This window comes from Neisseriales bacterium, assembly GCA_016699915.1.
In the GTDB taxonomy this organism is placed as follows: Bacteria; Pseudomonadota; Gammaproteobacteria; order Burkholderiales; family Q3-R57-64; genus Q3-R57-64.
In genome coordinates, this window is the sequence record CP064990.1 from 71,694 (window position 1) to 97,296 (window position 25,603).

Consider the following 25,603-nt stretch of genomic DNA (forward strand, 5'->3'; position numbering starts at 1 on the left):
AGCTCTAGAAGGCTAACAGATCGTGCTATCTAATGGAAAATTGCTAAATAAAAATCACCTTTTCACAAATGTGAATCAATAAAGGAGACCAGTTGACTTTGTGCCATAGCACCTAGTTTAGTATCAACTATTTCGCCTTTTTTAAATAAAATCATCGTGGGTACGCTACGTACAGCATACTTAGCTGTTGTTTTTTCGTTGTGGTCAATGTCTATTTTAACAACTTTGAGACGACCTTGGTAAAGCGAAGCGATGTCTTCCAAAATGGGAGCTACCATTTTGCAAGGTCCGCACCATGTTGCCCAAAACTCTAATAAAACAGGTAACGCAGACTGTACCACCTCTTGTTCAAAAGAACCGTCATCCACTGTTATAACAAGACTACTCATCGTACGCAAACCCTTTTAACTAAATCCTAAACTGCCTAGAAACCCAAAAACCGCCAAAACACCCGCATACCACCGACTCCGGTAAGCAATGATCATTTAAATACCTTGGCGCATCCTAGCACAAAACTCAGCAAGAAATCTGCTGATCCTTAATTGTTGGCATAGTTCTTTCATCGCTCGGCTAGCCGACCAAAGCTATTGGTTAGATTAGGCAGTTTAACGACCGCATCCCAAGACGGATGCGGTACATGGTAGAGTAACTTTTTCAGTTTGTAAAGTAACTTTTGCTATGAAAATATCATGAAACAGATTCTTGGTAAACCAATAAATACTTCAAGCATAATAAGACATGCGGTATAATAGAATCTAGAATTTTGATGCGGCCTTTTGCTGATAATCTATTCACCAAATAGGTAAGCACTATGTTGCCATATGTAGAATTATTCATATTTTTGTTTGTCATTTTAGTCGCCGCACAAATTTTTACCAATGCATTAGAACACCTAGGGGAGTGGCTTAAAATCTCCGAAGGTGTTACAGGATCCCTTTTTGCAGCAGTAGGTACTGCGTTGCCCGAAGCAATCATCCCGATTTTGGCTATCGCCAGTGGTACTGGTTCTTCGCACATTAATCACGATATTAGTATCGGTGCTATTTTGGGTGCGCCATTGATGTTATCAACCATTACTTGCGGTTTGGTGGCGCTTTTTGCCATTAAAAAGCGTGGTCTTTCTGGACACTTACATCCAGAATCTTCAGGTCTTAAACGTGATTTAAATTTTTTCCTAGCCAGTTATGTTCTTGCCACCATAGCTATGTTCTTGCCAAAAACACTAGGTACGCTTAACTTACGCCATGTTTTATTGCTCACTTTAGTCGGTCTTTATTTTATTTATTCCTTGGTTACCCTCAGAGCCTCCAAAAACCTAGTGAAAACCGGACACGGCACCATTGCTGAGCATCCCATGTATCTTGCCTATCTTGGTCTACCAGTCAATATGTTGAGCATTGTTGTGCAATTAATATTGGGGCTTATTTTGTTGATATGGGGAGCGGGTCGGTTCATCCACAGCATTGCCCATATTTCTTTACTAATGCATGTATCACCACTACTGTTATCCTTATTTATCATACCAATTGCTACTGAATTACCAGAAAAAGTTAACTCTATTTTATGGATACAGCGCAATAAAGATACATTAGCTTTTGGTAATATCACGGGTGCCATGGTATTCCAGGGGTCACTACTGCCTGCTGTGGGTATCGCACTGACGCCTTGGCAATACAATCAAGAGACACTACTAAGCATTGCCTTAACGATTGCAGCAACGTTGTGGTTGCGCTGTCACGCCACAAGACATCACGTGATCAAAATTTGGCACTTATTGTGTAATGGGGCGCTTTATATCCTGTACCTAATCCTAGCTTGGCTAGTTTGACGCTGTCATGACAACTTGATCGATGCCGCCCATATAAGGTCTTAGTATTTGTGGGATCGTTACGCTGCCATCTTTGTTTTGGTAATTTTCAAGCAATGCCACCAACGTTCGCCCAACAGCCAAACCGGAACCATTTAATGTGTGCACCAACTGAATTTGACCCGTTTTATCCTTAAAACGTGCCTGCATTCTGCGTGCTTGGAAGTCTTCACAATTTGAGCAACTTGAAATTTCGCGATAGGTATTCTGAGCAGGTAGCCACACTTCAATATCAAAAGTTTTTGCAGCACTAAAACCCATATCACCCGTACAGAGCAACATCACCCGATAAGGTAGTGCTAGAGCCCTTAAAATCACTTCGGCATGTGTCACCATTTCCTCAAGTACCTGATAAGAATCTTGTGGGCGCACAATCTGTACCATTTCCACCTTATCAAATTGATGTTGACGAATCATGCCGCGCACATCTTTACCGTAAGAACCTGCTTCAGAACGAAAACAAGGGGAATGTGCCGTTAAACGAAGCGGCAATTCCTCTGCCGTAAAAATATGTCCTCTTGCAAGATTGGTAAGGGTAATTTCAGCCGTAGAAATTAAAAACTGTTCGACCACACCATTTTTGTCTTTTTTTTGCACCCTAAACATATCTTCTGCAAACTTAGGTAGTTGCCCTGTGCCATATAATATGTCTTGGTTAACAATGTAGGGTGTATAATGCTCCGTATAGCCATGTTGCATAGTGTGTGTATCAAGCATAAATTGCACTAAAGCGCGATGTAATTTGGCCATAGCGCCCCGCAATACAACGAAACGTGATCCGCTTAATTTCGTACCGCTATCAAGATCTAAACCCAATGGTTCACCAATGGCTACATGGTCTTTTACGGTAAAATCAAAGGAGCGCGGTTGACCAACCCTCCTAATTTCAAGATTACCTTGTTCGTCTTTGCCAACGGGCACCGAATCATGTGGAATATTTGGTAACATCGACAACCATTCATCTAACTGGCTTTGGATCTCCTCAAACTCTGCTTGTATTTTTTTAATACTCTCATTAATAGCAAGCCCTTCTTCGGCTAAAGCCATTGGGAGTTTCTCGCCATTTTTTTTAGTTTGCCCGATATGCTTGGCGTGTGCATTTCGTCTTGCCTGTAAAGCTTGCAGCGTAGATTGTAAGACTTTGCGCTGTGCTTCCAGTTGGCTAAAAATCGACTGATCAAGCGTGATCCCACGCTTTTTCAACTGCTGCACAATCAGTGCAAGATCATTGCGAAAAAGCTGTATATTCAACATAACTTATCTACTTTAAAAAATTAAATATTGTCCATCATGCTTATTTTTTGTCATCCGCTGCCTGATTAAGGGATTGCAAAAAACGCATTTTTTGTGCAATTTTCACTTCTAGCCCGCGTTCAGTTGGCTTATACCATTGCTGATTTGCCATACCATCTGGCCAATATTGCTCCCCGACCACATAAGCGTTGGGTTCATCATGTGCATAACAGTACTCAGCGCCATAGTGCATCTTTTTCATCAAGTCAGTTGTTGCATTACGAAGATGCAAGGGTACTGGCGGCGAGCCATTGTGCTTAACAAATGCTCTAGCTTCATTATACGCGATATAGCTTGCATTACTCTTAGCAGCAATTGACAAATAAATTACTGCTTCTGCTAGTGCTAATTCACCCTCTGGACTCCCCAAACGCTCATAGGTATGAGCAGCATTTAAGGCAATATCAGTGGCACGTGGATCAGCCAATCCAATATCTTCCCAAGCCATGCGTATAATGCGGCGTGCCAAATAATGTGGATCAGCGCCCCCATCTAGCATGCGACAAAACCAATATAAAGCTGCATCAGGATGAGAGCCACGCACAGATTTATGCAATGCTGAAATTTGCTCATAAAAAACATCGCCTTGTTTATCAAATAAATGCACTGTGTCACTCATCACCTCCTTAAATAGCCCTTCATGAACTATTTTAAGGTTACGGCTTAAAGCAATTTTCAACAACTGTTCAATGGCATTTAAAAAACGCCTTGCATCCCCATCGGCATGGCGTGTAATCACCTCTATTACTGCATCCTCAAATTTTATTTCTTTAAACAGCGGATCACATTCAATGCGTTGAAATAAATGCCTCAGTGCTTCAGGCATCAAACTGGCTAACTGGTAAACCTGTACCCGAGAAAGTAAAGCATTATTGACCTCGAAAGAAGGGTTCTCTGTCGTTGCGCCAATAAAAGTTAATAATCCAGTTTCAACATAGGGCAAAAAAGCATCTTGTTGACTTTTATTAAAACGATGCACTTCATCAACAAATAAAATCGTGCGCTGGGATGATTGCTCAATCAGGGTTTTTGCATGCAAAATGACATCCCGAATTTCTTTAACACCTGACAGGACAGCAGAAATGCTGACGAACTTAGCGTGGAAACTGTTGGCCAAAATACGCGCAAGCGTTGTTTTGCCAACACCAGGTGGCCCCCATAAAATCATTGAATGCATCGCATCAGACTCAACAGCAAGCCTAAGCGGTCGATTGAGTCCAACTAAATGATCCTGACCGACCACTTCTTCCAAGGTCGTGGGACGCAATAAATCAGCGAGTGGTTTATCTAGCATCACGCATTGCATACTCTATGGAGTGGGTAAAATATTGACCTCTTTAGGATAGGTTGGTATAAAGCGCTCTTCGCTCATTGCAATATTTTTGCTAACTTGCGTAAACTGCAATACCATGCGTTGATTAAATCGATCAATTAATTCCATCTCAACTAACGTGTTATCACGAAATCCCATTCTCACCGAACTGAAAATATGATTCATCCGTTTAGAGGTTGCGCGAATCCATTCTAAATTGTTGGTCGGTGCATCATTAGCTAATTGATAACCCCGTCCAAGGTAATTGCTGCCGGACAAGAGCATTTCGTAAGCAGGACTCATTACCCAACTCATGGACTTTTTGGTTACCTGCGCAAGCGCTACATCGTAAATCCATAACGTTTTATAGCAACCAATGATAATTTGTTTGTAAGGCGTTTCATAAGTCCAGCGAAATTTTCCAGGGCGGGATACTTCAAGTGTACCTTGCGCTATTTCAGTTTTTCCATTTTTAACAACCGTTTGCACAAAATTTGCCCGCATGGTTTTGCTGCTGGCAATAAAGCGCTTAAATTGCTGCATTCCATCAGCTTGGACAATACTAATTAACAACCATAATGCGTTGGCCAAGATAATTTTTTTCACTATTCGCCCTTTAAAAACTATGATGAAACGAAATGATGGGTCATAGGATAATGCCAGTTACTACCGAAACTACAGCGAGTAATACAAGGACCTATCGGTCCTTGTTGACGCTTATATTCACTATGTACCAATAAATCAATCACTCGATGTACATCGGCTGACTTGTAACCTTTTGCAATGATTGCCGCAACAGCGGTATGATTTTCCACATATTCGGTGATGATAGCATCAAGCACGTCATAAGGAGGCAGATGATCCTGATCCGTTTGGTTAGGTCTTAATTCTGCAGATGGTGGGCGTTGAATGATCTCGAGTGGAATGATTGCTTTACTCGCATTACGCCATTTGGCTAATTCATATACCAGCGACTTAGATACATCTTTTAACACAGCAAACCCGCCAACCATATCGCCATACAATGTGCAGTAACCTGTTGCCAACTCTGATTTATTACCTGTGGCCAACACTAGGCAGTGCTTTTTATTAGAAATGGCCATTAGCAACATGCCGCGTATTCTAGCTTGAATATTCTCTTCTGTCACATCCTCTGGCTGATTGGCAAATAGTACTTTAAGGGATGCTGCAATTTGTTGGTAAATCGGCCAAATATCAATCGTATGATGTGTTACTTTTAAGTCATCGACCATTTTTTTTGCGCTGTTAATACTCATCGCTGATGTATAGCAAGAAGGCATCATGATGGTATTGACTTTATCTGAACCCAATGAATCGGTTGCAATAGCCAATGTCAATGCCGAATCAATCCCGCCCGATAAACCAAGTAGTACACTAGGAAAATGATTTTTATACACATAATCTTGTACACTCAACACCAAAGCTTGATAAATATGGGCTAAGCGATTGGGGATCGGTAAAACCTGCTGCGGAACAAAACAATTATTTTGAATATCTAAAACCAGTAGTGATTCCTCGTAAAATGGGGCGCGAGCCACACATGCTCCATCACGATTAACCGCAAAAGACCCGCCGTCAAATACCCACTCATCTTGTCCACCGACTAAATTTGAGCACAGTATTGGTGTTTGAAAATGTTTTGCGCAACGCGCTATGGATTCACTATGCTTGGCATATTGTCCAACACAAAATGGGATGGCCTGTAAAGCAACTAGGCAGTCAACACCATCCATTATCTGTTTGGCATGCTCTTCAGAAAAAATATCTTGATTGATGGCAATACCTATTTTGCAACCTACATGTTCCCAAACCACTTTTTGGCTGCCTGACGTAAAATAAGCCAAAGCACGTGGATATTCAGACAAAAGCATTTGATGATATTGCGCAATAATCCGTCCGTCTTGAATGATCGTTGCTGCATTGAAGAGCTGATTGTTGATTTGAGTAGGGTAACCAACTAGTAATGTGATACCACGCATTTGTAACAATATTTTTATTTGTCGTTGCATCGCCTCAAAAAAATCATTGCGTAGTAGCAAATCTTTTGGATGGTAACCGCTCAAAGCAAAAGCAGGTGTAATTAGAAGCGAAACTTGTTGTTTTTTTGCTTCCTGCGCAAAACGTAAGATAGCTTGCGTATTACCCTCCAGGTCTCCTATTCGAGGATTAAATTGAAGAAGCGCAATTTTCATCCTGCTAGCTCCATTTTTATGGGATTTAAAGTAACAGTATAACGCTAACTTGCAACCTGTACTGACTCAATGGACATGTGTCTTGTCAGTATGGATGATGGTCTATATACTTACCAGCCTAGCTCTATTGTAATGCCCGCTTCGGAGAGATGGATGAGTGGCTTAAGTCGCACGCCTGGAAAGCGTGTTCAGGGTTACACCCTGACGGGGGTTCGAATCCCCCTCTCTCCGCCATTGACTAAAAATGAATTACTCTATTTCTCAAGTGGTATATCCTCAAAATCTCACCACTGGCTAGTTTTTTAGCCATTTGTAACTGACTTTACCTCTATAAAAACACTTTTTTCATAACTCTTTTCTAAAAAAATACACTTTGCTTTTTCAAGTAAGGTATTTTTAGTCATGCGGAATCAATGCGTTGATAATTGACCAGTTCGCAGCAGTCTATGGATAGCATTGTTATGTATCTTTTGAGTAGTCAAGGATTACTTGACTACTGTTTGCGTTAGTTTATTGGTAATGTTATTTTAATTGTAAATATCAGCAATCCAATCATTGAGATCGCGACTTGTATCTTGGTAGATTGTTAGAATTGGTTGATATTCATACAAAGTTTTGTTGTAAGAAATCAGTTCATCTTTAAATACAAAGAAATGTTTTAGTAATTTGCTCAGCAAAATTTCCTGTGTTCTCATCCAATTCCAATCATCATGACAAAATAATTTTTTGATATCTTCTTGATTTAGCGCTAGTCTGCACAAAGCGAATTTCATCAAAAGAAGCTACTTAAAATAATGTAACAATTGATTCCCAGTTTGCTTTCTAGGAATAACATATCTATATCTGATTCAAGCATTCGAACGGTTTTATTTTAGGTAGATAAAAATCTTTACGGAGTTTTGTTGGGTTGAAAAGATTCAAATAAAAGCCTTTTCGCAATTATAGTTATCTAGGGTAAGAGAAGGAACTACAATAACAGTGATTTATACTATCACTTTAGATTTAATTTTGTTTTTTGCGAGGAAATTGTGAGTATTTTAGAAACATCTTTAAGTTTAGTTGAGCAATTATTGCTTAACAAAATAAAGTGTACTATTGATTCTTTCTTAGAAAATATTGATACTCATCCCAATAATGCTACCATTGAGAAGTTAGCAACATTTTTTCTACAGGAACTACATGTCAATATCCCTATTTTTGTAAATGAATTATTAGAGTCAAAAGATAAATTTGATGCTATATACATTAAAGGGCTGCCTAAATTTGATAATACACAAAAAGAATTAAGCTGCGCCAAAATAATTTCTTTTATGATTGGTCTAATAATAGGACAACCATTTCAATATCAACAGCAAAATAATGGCGATATTATTGCTCAAATAAAACCAGCACAAGGTCTAGAGCAAACTAATTCAAATGCTTGTAAAATGAGTTTTGGTTGGCACTCAGATGATTGTTTTTTGCCTTCTAAATTCCGCACATAGTGGATCCAACTCACTGGATTTTATAACCCAGACAAAATATTAACGAAAGTTTCTTTAATTGATGAAATCATTCAAAATTTACCAGTTCAATCATTAAGCCAACTGATGTTAAAAAATTATAAAGTAAAAATTCCTACCAGTTTTGGGTTAGGTGACATGTGGTCTGATAATATCCCATTGATAAGAATAAATGGTAATAATAAATTCGAAATTGGAGTACCAACATATCACGTTATACCAGTTAATCCGTCAGATAAATTGACAAGCTTAGCATTTAGTGATTTATTGAGTTCAGTAAATAAGTGCGAAAAATCCTTTTGTATTGAATCAGGAACAGCTCTTATTTTTAATAATGATAGATTACTGCATGCTAGAGATAAAATAAAAACCGATAGATTAGTGCTTAGGGTTTATATAAGAAACAGCCTCGATGATTTAATTCGGACAACTGGCTCTAATTCTAATGATAGGGTGTTTGATTTAGGAAAATTAATTCAACCATGATTGAACACGCTAGTCTATTGATCTACATATTGCTTGTTATGATTGCTTCAGTTGCTGGGTTCATCGATACTTTGTCTGGTGGTGGTGGTGGATTAATTACGTTACCTGCTATGTTATTTACGGGTATGAACCCTGTTACAGCACTGGGTACGAATAAACTGCAATCAGCAATCGGCGAGTTTTCCGCCACGTTGCATTTTTTTCGAAAATCGCAAGTTAATTATCGTACTTTAACCGTAGCATTTGTTTATACCATAATTGGTGCATCGATTGGTACGATCCTCTTACAAATTATCTCAACAGATAAATTAGAAAAAGCCATCCCTTTTTTCTTTTAGCAGTGTTAATTTATTATGTATCCAATCTAAATCGGAAAAACAAATTTTATAATCAAACACTAGAGCCAAGTCATCACAAATTTTTAGCATTGGGTTCTTCAATTGGTTTTTATAATGGCTTTTTTGGTCCAGGTACGGGCTCTATTTGGGCTTTAGCATTAATGAAATGCTTTAAGTTAGATTTGCGACAAGCAACTATATACGCCAAACCACTTAATCTTGCTGGAAATTTAACAGCTTTATCTATTTTTATAGTAGGGAGCAGAGTGGACTATGTAGCCGCTGTTTTAATGGGCATTGGCTCATTTATTGGCGGAAGGTTTGGTACTCATTTTGTGATGTATAAACATGTCAAATGGTTAAAAATTATTTTCTTGTTGCTTATTACATTAAGTACACTGGGAACATTTATTAAGTATTATGGGTAAATTACTGATTCTCTATTGACAACTGTGGAATGGAGATACAACCCTGAATAGGTGCAGTTGACTAAAATAGTACTAAGTAAATGCTTTAAAAAGTTCGTAGTAGCAAGTTTTATGGGAAGATATCATTTGGTATATGATCCATCGTACTGCTCCATTTTTATCGTTTTATCCCTAATGTGGGATAATGTTAAAAATCAAACAGTATGGAATTTAATGCACCGCCATTAGCTTGCAACAAACCTTCATACACTACATAAAAATAGGTAAAATCAAAAGCACTATGTGCTTACAAATTTTTTTGTGGTAGCTAGTAATTCAAAAAAGCTCAATCTTTTCACATAAATAATTTCAAAAATTAACATTTTTTGCTCTATAATCCTCCGGGAATGGTAAATGCTATGAACTTAATCACGAAAGAGACGGTTCAGTCTGCCTTAAAACGTGGTAGTAGGCGGATTTGTTTTTATGTCTATCCAGATCAATCACCGAAAATAACAACAGAAGGTAACTTTTATGGGACGATTAACTTGCCTTTTGGTGATGGTCTTATTAAAAAGATTTTCCCATACAAGTTGTATCAAAATAAAAGCAAAAAGGGTCATGTTTGGAGAGGCTTCAAAAGCGAAAATGAATTTAAACAATGTAGTCAGTGGTGCGAAGAGAGGAAAAACTATGTTTATATCCGTGATTGCCTATCAGGTTTGGTAGCACTTGATTTTAATAAACCAGATAGCAAAACACCAACTTACACGGAAATTGGTCGCTTGGTCGATCAGGTAAAAACAGCCAAAAATGAGAAAACAATTGATAAATTAGTAAAACTTTCTTTGACATTGATATCAAAAACACCACCATATCAGTCTTGCGACTCGATAGTTGCTGTGCCAGCTCAGGATAAGACCTATGATTTGCCTACTACTTTAGCGTCAATTTTGTCATCAAAACTTAGTATAACAAATTTAACAGAAAAATTTATATATCAAGGCATCAAACAATCCATAAAGGAAGTATCGGATAATGATTACTTTGATAAAAAGTGGCAAATATGGGAAAAGGCACAAGTATCCTATAAAGGCCAATGTCTCCAAAAAAATCTATTTTACTTATTGATGATAATTATCAGTCAGGCATTTCTATGCAATACATCGGTATGATTTTACAGCAGGCTGGGGCAAGTAAAGTTTTTGGTCTTACCATGACTAAAACCTTAGGGGATGGAGGAAATAGTTTATGGAAACAATAAATGCACTAAAACAATGTGGCGAAAAATGCGTGCGTATTGATATACAGGATTCTCAATACCCAGATCGCGTAAAAAGAATCATGAAAAAAAGGGCGCCGCAAAGGCTCTATATGTTGGGCAACATAGAGCTTTTGAATATACCAGGTATCGGTTTTTGTGGTTCAAGAAAGGCAAATCAAAAAGGTCTAGAAACAGCGGCAAGTTGTGCTGAAGAAATTGCAGGAAATAATATTTCCGTTATTTCTGGCAATGCTATCGGTATTGATCTTGCCGTTCATGTCAGTAGCTTAAAAAGTGGTGGTCGAACTATTTTTGTTTTGCCTGAAGGCATCAATCATTTTCGCATTAAGAAAATTTTAGCGGGTTTTTGGGACTGGAATCGTGTTTTAGTCATCAGTCAATTTGAACCAGAAGATTCTTGGCAAACTTTTCGAGCCATGACTAGAAACCAGTTGATAATAGCTTTAAGTCATGCTATGGTTGTTATTGAAGCTAGCGAAAAAGGTGGCACAATAAGTGCAGGAAAAGAAACGATTAGAGTGGGCCTTCCGCTATTTGTTGCACAATATAAAAATATACTTGAACAAGCTAAGGGCAACCAGATTTTGCTTGAGATGGGCGCTCAAAAATTGGCTAAAAGCAAAAGCACGAATACGGCAAATTTCAGCAAAATTTTTAAAAAAATAAAGGAGGATAAATTGATGACTAGCCTCACTGAACAGCACAGTTTGTTGTAGGTTGGTTAATGTGAACACGCGATAAATGCTTGCAGTGTTTGTTAGGTCGTTTCGTGCTAGCAAAACTCAAGGAAAATCCGTGGAATTAGGAATATAAACCTCCCCATTATAGGATCTAACGCCACTCCAATTAGCAGTTACTTCAATATATGTATGAGTATAGATAAATAGCAGTAGAAAATCAGCTGGGAATTTTTAAAAATTTTTGATAAAACCAACCATCTCAATCATTACAAAATGAGAATGGCGCGGTTCGTCATGAAAGATTCAAATGCTTTGAGCTCTATCGCCCGTAATATAGGGTAAATAACCAACTAAAAGAATTAATCAGTAGCAGTATACAATTTATGGCTATCCATCTTCTGAGTGTTTTGCAGTGCAAACACCGAGTGATGATTATCTGACGCAAGCGTGGCAAAATATTATTTAAATAAAGCGTAGAACTTGGCCGTTTACAATTTTTGCCAACCGAAAAACCAAACCCGTAAAAAGACTACCGCCTGATAAAGAAGAGATGTGAGCGATGTTTTCTAAAAGTTTTTTTCAGCCAAGTATTTCAGTGCACCAGCATGAAAGGCAGCAGCACGCATGCCGCCTCTATAAGGAGCTTGGTTGGACGCATCAACATATTCCATGAAGCTAATTTTTTCGTTTAAAAAATATTTAGCACTGTTCACGTAACATAAAGCTACCTAAAGCCATATATTTTTTAACATAACAATTTGTATGCCCCATTGGTAATGTTTAGTCTATTTGGCACTCGAAAGTAACATAAGGATTGTATGTCGCTTCGCTCATTTCCTAAACAAAATAATACCCTGTATAAAAATAAAACAAATCACTAAACCTAAACAACCAAATACCTTAAAATTAACCCATATTGCTTCGCTACAAAAATAAGCAACGGCTAAATTAAGCGCGCCTAGTAATAAAAAAAATATGACCCATGCTATATTCAATTTTACCCATATAACTTCAGATAACTGCAATTCTTTTCCCAATAAATACCTTATACCATTCTTCTTAAAGTACATGCCAACCAGTAAAGCACAGGAGATAGCCCAATATAACAAAGTTGGTTTCCACATAATGAAGCGATTATTGTGAAAGTAAAGCGTTGCGCCACCTAATACAATAACTAATAGCAAACTTATCCACTGCGTAGCAGAAATTTTTTTATACCGCAAAAAACTATAAAGCACCTGCATAGCCATCATTGCCATGAGCATTTGTGTTGCCAAAAAAATATTGTTACTGAACCAATAAACCGTAAAAAACAAAATGATAGGAATAAAATCAAAAAAAAGCTTCATGTTAGACCAACCCACTAAAAATTGATTGCGGTAAAGCTCAATGAAAAATCAAGTACCATGGAACTACTAGAAGACAAAGCATGGCGCAAAGCATTATGATACATCCGATTACATGACAGTATCAGTTTAGGGTAATTCCATAAAAATTTCTCAAAATAAACAGTTGAAAGCAAAAAATGATCGGTCATCTACAGGGTATTTTAATAGAAAAACAGCCACCGCAATTGACCATTGATCTAAGTGGAGTTGGATATGAAGTCTTAGTGCCGATGAGTACCTTTTATCAGTTGCCCGATACTGGCCAATCGGTCAAGCTATATATTCACCAACAGATCAGGGAAGACGCTCATATTCTATATGGGTTTGTCAGTTTAGCAGAGCGCGCTTTATTTAAACAATGCATTAAAATCAACGGCGTGGGACCGAAGATAGGGCTTGCCCTTCTTTCTACTTTATCGATTGAAGAATTGTTACTGATTATCGCAACAAAAGACACTAAGCGTCTGCTTGCTGTTCCTGGAATTGGCCAAAAAACAGCCGAGAGACTTGTTCTGGAATTGCAAGGAAAATCAATCTCAGAAGTACCACTAACGAATCATACTTTATCTGCACATGGCAAAAAATTACAAATACTTAACGATATTGCGGGGGCTTTATTGGCGTTGGGATACAGTGAAAAAGAATCCAGCGCCATGATTAAAAACTTGCCTGATGATGTTGATATCAATACTGGTATTCGTCTAGCACTTAAACAACCAGCAGTAAACAAGTAAGATAGCTTAAGAAAAATAATGAGAAAAAATGTCACTGCTACGTGGTGGATAGTGTATTTGACGCACAATCCGGTTGGGCAAAAAAATAGCCGCTTTGCGTACAACCTTCTCAAAAGGTGCTGTGAAAAATGCCTTTTGCCAACTGGGTTTTTTGGGTATGTTGGTCAAACCACATATGAGCGTCATACAGGCTACCAACGCTATGCCTCGGAGAGCACCAAAAAGAACACCTAGTATTCGATTGATCCCACTCAAACCACTCGCTTTAATCAATTTGGATAATAGAATACGGCATAGCACCGTAAGTATCCATACAAATATAAAAACCACCACAAAAGCAATAGCTGTTCTAGCACCCGCTATATCAGTCACGATAGTTGGAATAATCGTAGCGATAGTCGGTGTTGCAGATTTGGCCACAAAAAATGTGATGAACCATGCAGCAAGGGACAGTATTTCAGATACGAGCCCTCGAAAAAGCGAAAGCGTAATGGATGCACCCATAATAATAACTACAATCAGGTCAAAAATTTCCATGTGCACCCTTTTAGGGAAGAACAGTACCACTTAGCCCATGCTGAGCCAGTTTATGGATCATGCGATGGGCATCTTCAAGGCTCAAAAAGGGACCCAAGCGTACACGAACAATTTCGCCCTTGCTCGTTTTTGCTTTGATAAAGCTAGCACGTATTCCCATATGTGCCAGCTTGGCTTTGAGTGCTTGAACCATTTTTGGATTAGCTAGTGCTGCCAATTGAATCATAATATGACGAGACGTTGTTTTAGATACCGATTGCTTGGGTTGCTTCGCAGGTGGTAAGATTTTTGGGTTAACTGTTAACGAGTGAGTGGAAGATGCCAATTTTTTGGCCAAAGCTGGCTTTGATGGCTTCGTTGGTTCGGCTATATGCAACTTATCACTGCTTTTAATAGCTTTTATGGGCTTGGTCGGTGCTACTTGTTGATTAATGCGTTGCGTATCCGCTTGCGTTTCCGCCTTCCCAGCGGCCACTATATCCGATGGCGCAAGCGATGCATCGGATACGTCGCTAGACACAGCACTCGCATCAAGCACCACGACCCTTTCTACATCACCTGAAGCATCAACCTGAACAAGCTGTGATTGAAATGTTTTAGGAGTCTGATGAAAACTCTGCCACAACAAAACCAGTGCTACCAACACAAGAAAAATAGCACCTATCAATCGCCTTCTTGCCCTTCTACGAAGCTGGTCAGCTTCCTCATGCGTTAAACCAGACAGATTCATGGTTAATTTTCCGGACTTGTTCAACAGCAGTAATTGTATAAAACGATCCAAATGCGACTATTCTATCACAGGCTGCCGCATCGGATAGAGCAGCAAACCAAGCATCCGCTATTTGATCAAAATAATGCACTGAGCGTATATTTTGCGCCTTGAAGTAATGTGCTAGGTCATCGGTTGACAAACCACGCTCAACACCTAGACCAGCAACATACCAAGCATCAAAATGCTTTTTTGTACACGCTAACACCGCAGCAATGTCCTTATCAGCAAGCATGGAAAATACAGCTAACTGTCTAGGTACAATAGATAATAAAGCAAGCTCCTTAACCAACTGTAAGGCTGCGTGTGGATTGTGCGCCACATCTAATACTAGGCTTGGTTTGCCTGTTAAACACTGCAAGCGCCATGGCCATTTAACGCTCAACAGGCCTTGCTGAATAGCGTTATAAGAAACGGCTAGTTTGGTGCGTAGTGCATAAAGTGTTGCAAGGGCTAAAGCAGCATTACCCATCTGGTATGTCGCTTGTAAATGGGGGATTTGTAATCCACGATAGATTGTTTGTTCAATCTTAAAGTCCCACGCATCCGGTTTTCCCTCTACCTGAAAGTCGCGCCCCATAATATAGGTCAACGCCGCTATCTTCTTAGCATAACGCAACAAAGTCTGCGATGGGTATTTATCCCCAATAATCGCAGGACATCCTGGACGAAAAATGCCTGCTTTTTCATAACCAATCGCTTCTTTCGTATTACCCAGCCAATCGCAGTGATCTAAATCAACATTCGTCACCACCGCAGCGTGTGCATCGAATACATTAACCGCATCCAGTCGACCACCCAACCCTACTTCTAATACCGCTACATCCACACTAGCCTCAATAAAATAATGCATGGCCGCTAAAGTTAAAAACTCAAAAATGGTCAAGGCAGTATTGCCACTTGCTTTATCCACCGCAAAAAGATGTTTAACGATAGTTTGATTGTCGGCTGCTTGCAAATTAACAGCGATGCGCTCGTTGTAACGCAAAACATGAGGAGATGTATAGGTACCTACCTTATAGCCTGCTTGATAAAGTATGGTTGATAACATGGCACAAACCGAGCCCTTGCCATTCGTGCCACTCACTGTAATAATTGGGAAAGTTGGCATCAAGTCCAGCGACAGACGAACTTGATGAATGCGATCAAGCGCAAGATCCATAGATTTATGGTGCACGCTTTCTAAATAAGCTAACCACTCGTCAAGCGTATGATGTTCATTCATTAAACGTTTCCACGTTATAGATCCACCTTGCGCAACAAGGTGTAGCGCACTTGGTAATTGTAAACCATAATAGAACTATTAAATCCTGCGTGTTGGTGCCATAGGTCATGGATTGAGAAATAACTATGTTGCAATTTTGGCGCATCATGAGTCAAGTGCTATCCTTTGTGCTAGCCATATGGCTTTGCTATAACACATGGATATTCGGTCATATTGTTTATTGGCGTTATCACAATCCAAGTAGTACAGCGTTTATGCGTGCCCATGAACAATCAGCAGTTCATCATCCTATTCAGCAACGCTGGATTCCCTATCTACGTATTTCTTCTCATCTTAAACATGCCGTCATTGCAGCAGAAGATGCCAAATTTATGATGCATCATGGATTTGATTGGACGGGCATGAAAAAGGCAATAAAAAAAAATATCCAGCATAAAAAAGTGGTTGCTGGTGGGTCAACTATCAGTCAACAGCTTGCTAAAAATCTTTTTCTTTCCAACAAGAAAACGCTATGGCGAAAAATTGAAGAAGCTATTATCACTATGATGCTAGAAACCACTATGCATAAACACCGGATTCTAGAAATCTATTTGAATACAATTGAGTGGGGAGAGGGTATATTTGGCGTGGAAGCGGCCAGTAAACACTATTTTAACGTTAGCGCGACGAACCTGACGCGCGCACAAGCCGCCAAGCTTGCCGCCATGATCAGCAATCCGTGCTTCTATGATGCCAACCGCTACACTAGGAAACTCACGCATAAAACACATGCTGTCATGCGACGAATGCGCAGCACGCAAGTACCCTCGTTACGCCCATACCATTATAACCGCTAACCACAAGCACCCACTGCACCGCAGGCAGTACAAAACTCACAGCCATCGCGTTTCACAAGACTTTTTAAGCCACATTCTGGACAAGGCTTAGCAAGCACTGCCCTAACAGGCATCATAGTAACACCCTCAAATAAATCGCCCTGCTCAACCATCACACCCATGCTCTCAATCGGATAACCTTTCTCCGATAAAATACCAAGCATGGCATATCGGTGAGTAATTAATCTTGCTGCGTAAGCAATGGTTGACGGCCAGCTTTGCGATTTTTCACTACCGGGGACACGGGCGAAAAAATCGCCCTGTGGCTCTGCGTAACTCAATAGCTTTCTAAGCTTCATGCCAATCCAAGCAGGATCAATAACGCGCATATCCAGTGAAATCAGTTTGCATAAGCCATCCAATTCACTGGGATAATTGCCTGCCATCCAAACAGAAAATGGACGGCGCTGACCATTGGGTAAGGTTAATTCCTTGATGAATAATACGAAGTCATCGCCCGTTTGTGGATTATTGATATCCACAGACCAACTCATCGTGCCATTCGGACCAGATTTTGGCTCTTTTTTAGCAAATAAAGCATCGATGACCGGATTGGTCGCTGTTTCTGTTTTTTCCAGTGCACCGAGCTGCTTAATGCGATAACGAACAATTTGACCCAACGCGGAAGCTGCAGTGGAAGCTGAGATGATTTCAGTGCCGATTTCCAGCTTATAGTAATTATCGGTCACGCTAACTGTACGAGATAAAGCATCAAGCTTCATCAATAACCAAGCGCGGTCATGGCATCGCATATCCATAGAAAGTGTTTTGGCAATGGCGCCTAATCCTCGAATCGCTTCATCATGATCATTTACCCAACACTCAAAGGGATAGGATCCACCATTTTCCACATGCCCCACAACAACAGCAAATTCGCCACTACCATCCTCTCTTCCTGCAATATATGTCCAAGATTGGTTTCCCTCTTTAAGCTTCGGTCGATTAGGCCACTTTAGACTTGCTAGGGCAGGACTTGGTGCTGTATTAAGAGCAATACGACGATCTGGATCTGCATCAATGCCTGATAAATCGCTCGGATTTTGTTGGGCTGGCTCAACAGACAATACTGAACCTAAAATACGATTAGGTCGATAAGTGGTAATACCCTTTAATCCAGCCTTCCATGCTTCGAGGTAGAGTGCCTCAAATTGATCAAACGGATAGTCTTCTGGCACATTAACCGTTTTAGAAATGGCCGTATCAATGAACGGTGCCACAGCAGAAACCATCAGCATATGGTCAATAGCTGACATAGAAAGTGCCGAAATAAATGGCGAAGGCAAATGATCAATATCGCCACCCATGCTGCGATATAAGCGATAAGCATAATCTTCAACTACATACTCTCTTGTGCTGCCATCTGCCATACGTTTTTTTCTGGTGTAAAACCAAGAAAAAGGTGGCTCAATACCATTAGAAGCATTGTCAGCAAAAGCTAACGAAATAGTACCTGTCGGAGCAATAGATAAAAGATGCGAATTGCGAATACCATGTTTTTTGATTCTATCTTGAATGGCTTTGGGCAATCGGCTCGCAAAACTTGGTTTGGCAAGATATTTTTCAGCATCAAATAGGGGGAAAGCCCCCTTCTCAATGGCTAAATCAACCGAAGCTTGATAGGCACTGTCCCGCATAGCCTGGGCAATTTTGCTAGCAAAAGCACGGCCTTCTGCGCGATCGTAGCGTAATCCCATCATAATTAAAACGTCACCAAGCCCCGTAAAACCCAGACCAATACGGCGTTTGGCATGCGCTTCGCGCTCTTGCTCTTTAAGGGGCCAAGCAGTTACGTTTAAGACATTGTCCAACATGCGAACAGCAGTTTGAACCACGGTATGAAAGGCTGCAAAATCAAATAAGCTAGACTTTGAAAACGGCTTCTTGACGAAGCACGTCAGATTAATAGAGCCTAAGTCACAGCAACCATAGTCCGGCAAAGGCTGTTCGCCACAAGGATTAGTTGATTCGATGATTTCGCAATAAGCAAGGTTATTGTCTCGATTAATAGTAGATAAAAACAATACGCCAGGCTCAGCATGATCATAGGTTGACTGCATAATTTGCTGCCAAAGTGCTTTGGCACGAATTTTGCGGTATACCCATTGGCCATCTGCCCTTTGATAGCTGTCCATGAACATGCTTTTATCAGGCTCAACAGGATGGACAAGTTCCCAATATTGATCGCTAATGACCGCTTGCATGAAAGCATCGGTCACACCCACTGAAATATTAAAATTGCGCAAATCCCCCTTATCTTTTGCGTGGATAAAATGCTCAATATCAGGGTGATCACAATTTAATACACCCATTTGTGCGCCACGACGAGCACCAGCCGATTCGACAGTCTCACAACTTCGATCAAAGACAGACATGTAACTAACAGGGCCTGATGCGCGACTATCTGTGCCGCTGACGCGTGCACCATGAGGACGTATATAGCTAAAGTTATAGCCTACACCACCCCCCCTTCGCATCGTTTCAGCCGCTTGTAACAAGGCACCATAAATGCCCACCCTACCTTTAGATAATTCACTAACAGAATCTCCAACAGGCTGCACAAAGCAATTAATCAGCGTAGCACGCAAATTGGTACCTGCCGCTGAATTGATGCGACCACCAGGAATAAAACCCTTATCCAGCGCTTGGAAAAATAGCTTTTCAAAATGCTGCGCATCGTTTTCCTGAACCGATAAAGCACGCGCAACGCGATGTTTGACGTCTTCGACGCTTTTTTCACCATTTTTTGCATATTTTTCCAACAAGACTTCTCGTGAAATTTCCTGTTCTGACAGCACAAGCTTTGCCACCTTGCACACTCCTTTTATTGCGAGAAATACACTATATATTGAAGTATTATACTTTGAAATACCATATATTGAATTAATTCTGGTAAATTATACCTTCAGTTTTTAAAGATCAAAAACTACGCTTTTTCCTTTTTATAATTACCTTTATTGATGCTACGGACAGAAATTGCGCAAAAAATTATACTGAGCAAAATCCCACCTGCCATCCGTTGACATCGTAATATGCTGAATAATATGTCAATTGTACATACTCGTTGGGACATCTTTTGCAAAGTTATTGATAACTATGGTGATGTTGGTGTTAGCTGGCGTTTAGCAACTCAATTAGCTCAAGCCCACCATATGCGGGTCAGATTTTGGATAGATAAGCCAGAAGTTTTGGCAGATTTATGCACAGCCTTCAAGATAAAAAGCCCTAAAGAACCTGTAGTACTCTGTAAACATTCCATAGCTATTGAAGTGTGCCATTGGCAAGAGAATGTTGATTATATTGCCAATGTTGTCATCAGCATGTTTGGCTGCACTTTGCCTAATCATTATCTTGTTGCTATGCAGCATCATTTACCTTGCCCGCTTTGGTATAACTTAGAATATCTTTCTGCAGAAACCTGGGTAGACCGTTACCACGGCATGCCCTCTCTTAAACAAAATGCCCCACTGATACAGCATTTCTTTGTGCCGGGTTTCTCTGAAAAAAGCGGTGGCCTGCTTCGGGATGTTGCATTACTTGAACGCCGCGATCGTTGGCAAGAAGATGTAAAAAATAGCCAAGCCCTGTTCGATTTATTAAATTTGCCAGCCGATACATCAGCTACCTATCATGTTTGCGTGTTTTGCTATCCCAATCCAGCTTTGATCAGTTTATTTAAAGTATGGTCAAAAAGTAAGGCGCCTATCACCGTTATGATGCCAACAGCTAGCGCACTAAAGAGTGTTGAGGCGCTTTTCGATGTCCCTTTAAAAAGCAATCAGCTATTGCGGCTGGGTTCACTGAACCTTAAAATTTTGCCTTTTGTCGATCAAACAATATTTACTAGGCTACTTTGGAGTTGCGATTGCAATATTGTGCGTGGCGAAGATAGTTTTGTATCAGCCCTTTGGGCAGCTAAACCCTTTATTTGGCATGTCTACCCGCAGCACCGTGCAGCGCACCTTATAAAACTACAAGCTTTCATAGCTCATTATACGGCACATTGGGATACAAACACGGCAAGCTTATGGCAAACCATCCAAGAGCGCTTTAATCAACACCAAAATATAGCGAAACTTTGGCCGCTTTTTTTTGAAAACCAAAAAATGATAGTGGAGCACGCCAAATCGTGGGCATACCAGCAAGCTCAACATAGCGATTTGGCTACTAAGCTCGTCCAAGACGCAAATAAAAAATTACTCAAATAACTAATCTTCCTGATATCATCATTAGACTTTTAGCTGGTCATTAAACTTGGAATGTACATGAAAACCGCTCAAGAATTGCGTACTGGCAATGTTTTTTTGGTAAATAACGAGCCCATGGTGGTACAAAAAACAGAGTTTGTGAAATCCGGTCGCAATGCGTCGGTTGTAAAGGTAAAAATGAAGAACTTGTTGGCCAATAGTACCACCGAATCGGTCTATCGTGCCGACGAAAAATTTGATGTTGTGGTTCTTGATAAAAAAAGCTGCATTTATTCTTATTTTTCTGCTCCATACTATGTGTTCATGGATGAAGAGTACAACTCTTACGAAGTTGATGCTGAAAATTTAGGGGATGCTATTCGCTATATCTTTGAAGGCATGGAAGATGCTTGTCAGTTAACTTTCTATGAAGGTAAGCCTATTTCTTTGGAAATGCCAGCCTCTATTGTGCGCGAAGTTGAATATACTGAGCCTGTAGTTCGTGGCGATACCTCCGGTAAAATTATGAAGACAGCACGCCTTAAGGGGAGTGGCTACGAAATACAGGTAGCCTCTTTTGTTGAGATTGGCGATAAAATTGAAATTGATACTAGAACCCATGAATTTAGAAAACGCGCCTAATGCATCAACCAATACCGTATATTACAACACACAATACAATAAAGAGCTTTAAATTCAATATTTCGCCTATCCGAGAAATTCCCTTTAATTACACTTCTTTATCAGACGACGAAGTCATAAAGCGTCTTTTGGGTCAGGAAGCATGGCAAATCTTAGCATCAATACGGCACGACCAGCCCGGGCGTTCAGTGCGCATGTTGTTTGAAGTGCTTGGCGAAATTTGGGTCATTGAGCGCAACCCTTACTTGACTGATGATCTACTAGCAGATGTTAATAGAAGATTAAAGCTTGTTCAGGCGATGCGCCATCGACTAACACAAATCGAAAAACTAAGCAAAGATAACCAAAAAGTTATGCTGGTACTGGCAGCTACAAGCTGCGCAGTAGATCAACTAGTAGCCCTTTTCGAACAAACAAACACTTTGCGACTAAGGATCCGAAAAAAACTATCCGTCATCACACAAGCGGATAATATACGCTTTGATGGCTTGTCTAGAAGTTCGCATGTTACCGATGCGACAGACTGGCGTGTTGAATATCCATTTGTCGTGCTATACCCTGATCATAAAAACGAAATTCCGTATCTTGTCCGTGCATGCATCGCTCTAGGGCTAACCATTATTCCGCGCGGTGGGGGAACTGGTTATACAGGGGGCGCTGTACCACTTACGCCATTAAGTGCTGTTATTAATACCGAAAAGCTGGATCAATTAGACCCAATAAAATATGTACCGATTGCTGGATTAATTGACCAACAACCAACCATTGCCTGTGGTGCTGGTGTTGTAACAAGGCGTGTTGAGGAAATAGCTACAGATGCCAATCTTATTTTTGCAGTAGATCCTACCTCAGCTGATGCGAGTTGCATTGGTGGCAATATCGCTGTTAATGCTGGTGGGAAAAAAGCGGTGTTATGGGGAACCGCTTTGGACAACTTGTTATCTTGGGAAATGGTTGATCCAGATGGTAACTGGCTGGAAATTGAACGCATCGGCCATAACTTTGGCAAAATTCATGATGTTAAGGAAGTCGCTTTTCGATTGGTAAGGCGTAACCTTCAAAAAAAAGTCATTGAAAAAAAAATACTGACTATTCCTGGTTCCCGATTTCGCAAAATAGGCTTAGGAAAAGACGTTACTGATAAATATTTAGATGGATTGCCTGGTGTCCAAAAAGAAGGTACTGATGGCATCATCACCTCGGCACGCTTTGTATTGCATCACAAGCGACGCTTTACACAAACCGTCTGTATTGAGTTTTTTGGAGCCGCGGCACAAGCCACACCAGCCATCGTTGAAATTAAAGCTTATTTTGAGCACACTTCTTCTGTTTATTTGGCTGGTTTAGAGCATATGGACTGGCGTTACGTACGCACTGTGGAATATGCAACCAAAGCTAGGGGCAGGGGCAGACCAAAAATGGTTCTTCTTGCCGATTTAATTTCTGATGATGAAAAAGCGCTTAGTCAGGCCGCTGAATATATTGTGCGTTTGGCTGAAAAAAGAATGGGGGAAGGTTTTATTGCAACAACCGCCGAAGCACAAAAAAAATTCTGGTTGGATCGATCACGCACCGCAGCAATTGCTAACCACACTAATGCCTTTAAGATTAATGAGGACGTGGTTATTCCTCTTGCAAAGCTGGGTGAATATTCTGATGGCATTGAACGGATTAATATTGAGTTATCGTTGCAAAATAAAATCGTGCTTTGTGAACAACTGGCTCGATTCTTTAAGGGGTACTTGCGTGTGGCTAAGCGTGATACCAATATATCAAGCTTAGAATTAATCGGTAACCGCCGTGACACCGCCCTTATGCATATTAAAAAAACGCAGGAGCGCTGGCAATGGTTATTAAAAAACTTAGATACACCCGCATCAGCATATAAAAAACGCTATGCCGATCAAATCATTGGCAGTGCAGCTGACCAACATGTTTCCTGTTTTTTTGCGATACGCGATAGCAATTTACGGATTTCTTGGAAACGTGAACTGTTGCTAGAACTAGAAATACTGTTTTCGGGTAAAACTGATGCGCCAATTCTGCAAGAAATACTGGATATTCAGCAGCGCGTGCTGCACGCACGCCTATTTGTGGCATTACATATGCACGCCGGCGATGGCAATGTCCATACCAATATTCCTGTGAACTCCAATGATCATGAAATGCTGAAAACTGCACAGCAAGTTGTTGAAAAGATCATAGATTTAGCAATTCGTTTGGATGGTGTTATCTCGGGTGAGCACGGTATCGGCATTACAAAATTGGCTTTTTTATCTCAAGAAAAAATACAAGCTTTTGCAATGTATAAACAAAAAGTGGATCCTAACGAACACTTTAATCAATACAAATTTTCCAAACAAGGTGGATTGGCGCGTGCCTATACACCATCTTTTGCGCTATTAGATATCGAATCGTTGATTTTAGAGCAATCTGATTTAGGAAAAATTTCGGCCAGCATCAAAAACTGTGTGCGCTGTGGTAAATGTAAACCTGTATGCAGTACGCATATTCCAAGAGCTAATTTGCTTTACAGTCCGCGCAATAAAATTATTGCAACAAGCTTGCTCATCGAAGCCTTTCTTTATGAAGAGCAAACGCAACGTGGCATTAGCCAATACCATTTTTCGGAGCTTGTTGATATTGCCGATCACTGCACCATTTGCCATCTTTGTCTAAATCCTTGCCCAACTAATATTGATTTTGGCGATACCTCCATCGCGATACGTAATTTTCTGCGTAAAAATAAGAAAAAATCGTCTCATTTAACTGCCTATCTTGGTATGCTACTTTTGTCAACAAAAAATCCATTATTCATCAAGTTATTACGGTTTAGCATCGTATCATTGGGCTACAAAGTACAGCGGTTTTTATATCATATCACCAAACGGTTTGACTTACTCAAGCAACAACTCGGCCACCCACCAAGCACTTATGGTAAACCTTCTTTAAAGGGTCAAGTTATTCATTTGATTAATAGACCCTTACCAAGTAACATGCCTAAACAAACGGTACGCGCCTTACTCAATCTTGAAAAAGATAATGTAGTACCGATTATTCGTCCGCCACATTGTGCTGATCATGCCGAAGCAGTGTTTTATTTTGCCGGATGTGGATCTGAACGATTATTTTCTCAGGTTGGATTAGCAACACAAGCCATGCTATGGCACGCTGGCGTTCAAACTGTTTTGCCGCCTGGATATCTGTGCTGCGGTTACCCCCAAACAAGCGCTGGATTTGCTGATATTGGCCAGCAAATCATTGCCAAAAATCGCGTACTGTTTCATCGCATGGCCAATACACTGAATTATTTGGATATTAAAACAGTGATTGTGAGTTGCGGCACCTGCTATGACCAACTCGCCGATTATCGCTTTGAAGATATTTTCCCAAACTGTCGGTTGATTGATATTCATGAGTATCTGATGGAAAAAAATATTGTGCTGCCCAAAAAAAATAGAGCAAATTATCTTTACCATGACCCTTGCCACACACCCATGAAGATACACCGCCCCATCAAAGTGGTACAAAAACTACTTAATGCACAAGTTATCCTGTCTAATCGTTGCTGTGGTGAAGCAGGAACGCTAGCAATTAGTAGACCGGACATTGCAACGCAGGTAAGGTTTAGAAAACAAGAAGAAATCGCTAAGAATCTTGACGCTCACCTTGCTGATAAACCTAAAAAAATACTGACTTCCTGCCCAGCTTGCCTTCAGGGATTAGAAAGGTTTGGTGAATATAACGGATTAAGTGCTGACTATGTCGTGGTGGAATTGGCCAATCATATACTTGGAAAGCATTGGCAACAAAACTATCTTAAGGCAGTAAAAAACGGCGCTATTGAGCATATACTGTTGTAACCA

22 protein-coding genes, 1 tRNA gene and 1 pseudogene are annotated in these 25,603 nt (G+C 40.2%); 12 read left to right on the forward strand and 12 right to left on the reverse strand.

Annotated features, from left to right (window positions below):
* Positions 1-62 precede the first annotated feature (62 nt).
* Complete coding sequence (gene trxA / locus IPK86_00370) at positions 63-389, reverse strand: thioredoxin (GenBank protein ID QQS16707.1); 327 nt, start codon at positions 387-389, stop codon at positions 63-65.
* 422 nt (positions 390-811) lie between these two features.
* On the opposite strand from trxA, the gene IPK86_00375 reads away from it, so the two are divergent.
* Entirely contained in the window at positions 812-1,828 is a 1,017-nt protein-coding gene (locus IPK86_00375) for a sodium:calcium antiporter (GenBank protein ID QQS16708.1), read from the forward strand.
* On the opposite strand, the gene serS is transcribed toward IPK86_00375, so the two are convergent.
* From serS to IPK86_00395, 4 genes are read right to left on the reverse strand one after another with little or no spacing between them, the layout of a single operon-like run.
* Entirely contained in the window at positions 1,820-3,121 is a 1,302-nt protein-coding gene (gene serS, locus IPK86_00380; protein ID QQS16709.1) for a serine--tRNA ligase, read from the reverse strand. The two genes, IPK86_00375 and serS, sit on opposite strands and share 9 nt — an antisense overlap.
* Positions 3,122-3,161: 40 nt before the next feature.
* Entirely contained in the window at positions 3,162-4,454 is a 1,293-nt protein-coding gene (locus IPK86_00385) for a replication-associated recombination protein A (protein QQS16710.1), read from the reverse strand.
* 15 nt (positions 4,455-4,469) lie between these two features.
* The gene (gene lolA, locus IPK86_00390) at positions 4,470-5,078 is read right to left on the reverse strand and encodes an outer membrane lipoprotein chaperone LolA (protein QQS16711.1); all 609 of its coding nucleotides are present in this window, start codon (positions 5,076-5,078) and stop codon (positions 4,470-4,472) included.
* Positions 5,079-5,095: 17 nt separating this feature from the next.
* On the reverse strand, positions 5,096-6,685 hold the full coding sequence (locus IPK86_00395) for an NAD+ synthase (GenBank protein QQS16712.1): 1,590 nt from the start codon (positions 6,683-6,685) through the stop codon (positions 5,096-5,098).
* 143 nt (positions 6,686-6,828) lie between these two features.
* Between IPK86_00395 and IPK86_00400 the strand changes: the two genes are divergently transcribed.
* Positions 6,829-6,919 (forward strand) — tRNA-Ser (locus tag IPK86_00400).
* A 293-nt stretch (positions 6,920-7,212) separates the two neighbouring features.
* On the opposite strand, the gene IPK86_00405 is transcribed toward IPK86_00400, so the two are convergent.
* Complete coding sequence (locus IPK86_00405; GenBank protein ID QQS16713.1) at positions 7,213-7,458, reverse strand: hypothetical protein; 246 nt, start codon at positions 7,456-7,458, stop codon at positions 7,213-7,215.
* A gap of 255 nt (positions 7,459-7,713) precedes the next feature.
* On the opposite strand from IPK86_00405, the gene IPK86_00410 reads away from it, so the two are divergent.
* The 5 genes and pseudogenes from IPK86_00410 to IPK86_00430 all read left to right on the forward strand — a co-directional run bounded on the left by IPK86_00410 (position 7,714) and on the right by IPK86_00430 (position 11,419).
* Positions 7,714-8,169, forward strand: coding sequence for a hypothetical protein (locus IPK86_00410; GenBank protein QQS16714.1), 456 nt, complete (start codon positions 7,714-7,716; stop codon positions 8,167-8,169).
* A 105-nt stretch (positions 8,170-8,274) separates the two neighbouring features.
* Positions 8,275-8,673 carry a hypothetical protein gene (locus IPK86_00415; GenBank protein ID QQS16715.1) on the forward strand — a complete coding sequence of 133 codons (399 nt, stop codon included), beginning with the start codon at positions 8,275-8,277 and terminating at the stop codon, positions 8,671-8,673.
* Positions 8,670-9,439: pseudogene (locus IPK86_00420) on the forward strand (TSUP family transporter). The gene IPK86_00415 and the pseudogene IPK86_00420 overlap by 4 nt, the downstream one beginning before the upstream one ends.
* 365 nt (positions 9,440-9,804) lie before the next feature.
* Positions 9,805-10,593: a hypothetical protein gene (locus IPK86_00425; protein QQS16716.1), complete on the forward strand. Its 789-nt coding sequence runs from the start codon at positions 9,805-9,807 to the stop codon at positions 10,591-10,593.
* A 76-nt stretch (positions 10,594-10,669) separates the two neighbouring features.
* Positions 10,670-11,419, forward strand: coding sequence for a DNA-processing protein DprA (locus IPK86_00430; GenBank protein QQS16717.1), 750 nt, complete (start codon positions 10,670-10,672; stop codon positions 11,417-11,419).
* Positions 11,420-11,949: 530 nt separating this feature from the next.
* Here the strand turns inward: IPK86_00430 and IPK86_00435 are convergent.
* Positions 11,950-12,096 (reverse strand): hypothetical protein, encoded by a 147-nt coding sequence (locus IPK86_00435; protein ID QQS16718.1) that lies wholly within the window; start codon positions 12,094-12,096, stop codon positions 11,950-11,952.
* A 117-nt stretch (positions 12,097-12,213) separates the two neighbouring features.
* Entirely contained in the window at positions 12,214-12,732 is a 519-nt protein-coding gene (locus tag IPK86_00440; GenBank protein QQS16719.1) for a septation protein A, read from the reverse strand.
* 176 nt (positions 12,733-12,908) lie between these two features.
* Here IPK86_00440 and ruvA point away from each other — a divergent pair, with 176 nt between their 5' ends.
* Positions 12,909-13,505, forward strand: coding sequence for a Holliday junction branch migration protein RuvA (gene ruvA, locus IPK86_00445; protein ID QQS16720.1), 597 nt, complete (start codon positions 12,909-12,911; stop codon positions 13,503-13,505).
* 6 nt (positions 13,506-13,511) lie between these two features.
* Here the strand turns inward: ruvA and IPK86_00450 are convergent, their stop codons facing one another.
* The 3 genes from IPK86_00450 to folC are packed head-to-tail and all read right to left on the reverse strand — an operon-like array spanning position 13,512 to position 16,036.
* Entirely contained in the window at positions 13,512-14,042 is a 531-nt protein-coding gene (locus IPK86_00450) for a CvpA family protein (GenBank protein QQS16721.1), read from the reverse strand.
* A 10-nt stretch (positions 14,043-14,052) separates the two neighbouring features.
* Complete coding sequence (locus IPK86_00455) at positions 14,053-14,772, reverse strand: SPOR domain-containing protein (GenBank protein QQS16722.1); 720 nt, start codon at positions 14,770-14,772, stop codon at positions 14,053-14,055.
* Positions 14,747-16,036 carry a bifunctional tetrahydrofolate synthase/dihydrofolate synthase gene (folC, locus tag IPK86_00460; GenBank protein ID QQS16723.1) on the reverse strand — a complete coding sequence of 430 codons (1,290 nt, stop codon included), beginning with the start codon at positions 16,034-16,036 and terminating at the stop codon, positions 14,747-14,749. The genes IPK86_00455 and folC overlap by 26 nt, the downstream gene beginning before the upstream one ends.
* A gap of 125 nt (positions 16,037-16,161) precedes the next feature.
* Between folC and mtgA the strand changes: the two genes are divergently transcribed.
* Positions 16,162-16,872: a monofunctional biosynthetic peptidoglycan transglycosylase gene (gene mtgA / locus IPK86_00465; protein QQS16724.1), complete on the forward strand. Its 711-nt coding sequence runs from the start codon at positions 16,162-16,164 to the stop codon at positions 16,870-16,872.
* Here the strand turns inward: mtgA and IPK86_00470 are convergent.
* Positions 16,869-19,727: an adenosylcobalamin-dependent ribonucleoside-diphosphate reductase gene (locus IPK86_00470; protein ID QQS16725.1), complete on the reverse strand. Its 2,859-nt coding sequence runs from the start codon at positions 19,725-19,727 to the stop codon at positions 16,869-16,871. The two genes, mtgA and IPK86_00470, sit on opposite strands and share 4 nt — an antisense overlap.
* 225 nt (positions 19,728-19,952) lie before the next feature.
* On the opposite strand from IPK86_00470, the gene earP reads away from it, so the two are divergent.
* Genes earP through IPK86_00485 form a run of 3 tightly spaced genes read left to right on the forward strand, consistent with a single transcriptional unit; the run spans position 19,953 to position 25,600 of the window.
* Complete coding sequence (earP, locus tag IPK86_00475; protein QQS16726.1) at positions 19,953-21,116, forward strand: elongation factor P maturation arginine rhamnosyltransferase EarP; 1,164 nt, start codon at positions 19,953-19,955, stop codon at positions 21,114-21,116.
* A 57-nt stretch (positions 21,117-21,173) separates the two neighbouring features.
* Positions 21,174-21,737, forward strand: coding sequence for an elongation factor P (efp, locus tag IPK86_00480; GenBank protein QQS16727.1), 564 nt, complete (start codon positions 21,174-21,176; stop codon positions 21,735-21,737).
* A complete protein-coding gene (locus tag IPK86_00485) occupies positions 21,737-25,600 on the forward strand; it encodes an FAD/FMN-binding oxidoreductase (protein QQS16728.1) in 3,864 nt (1,287 codons plus the stop codon). The genes efp and IPK86_00485 overlap by 1 nt, the downstream gene beginning before the upstream one ends.
* Positions 25,601-25,603: the final 3 nt, after the last annotated feature.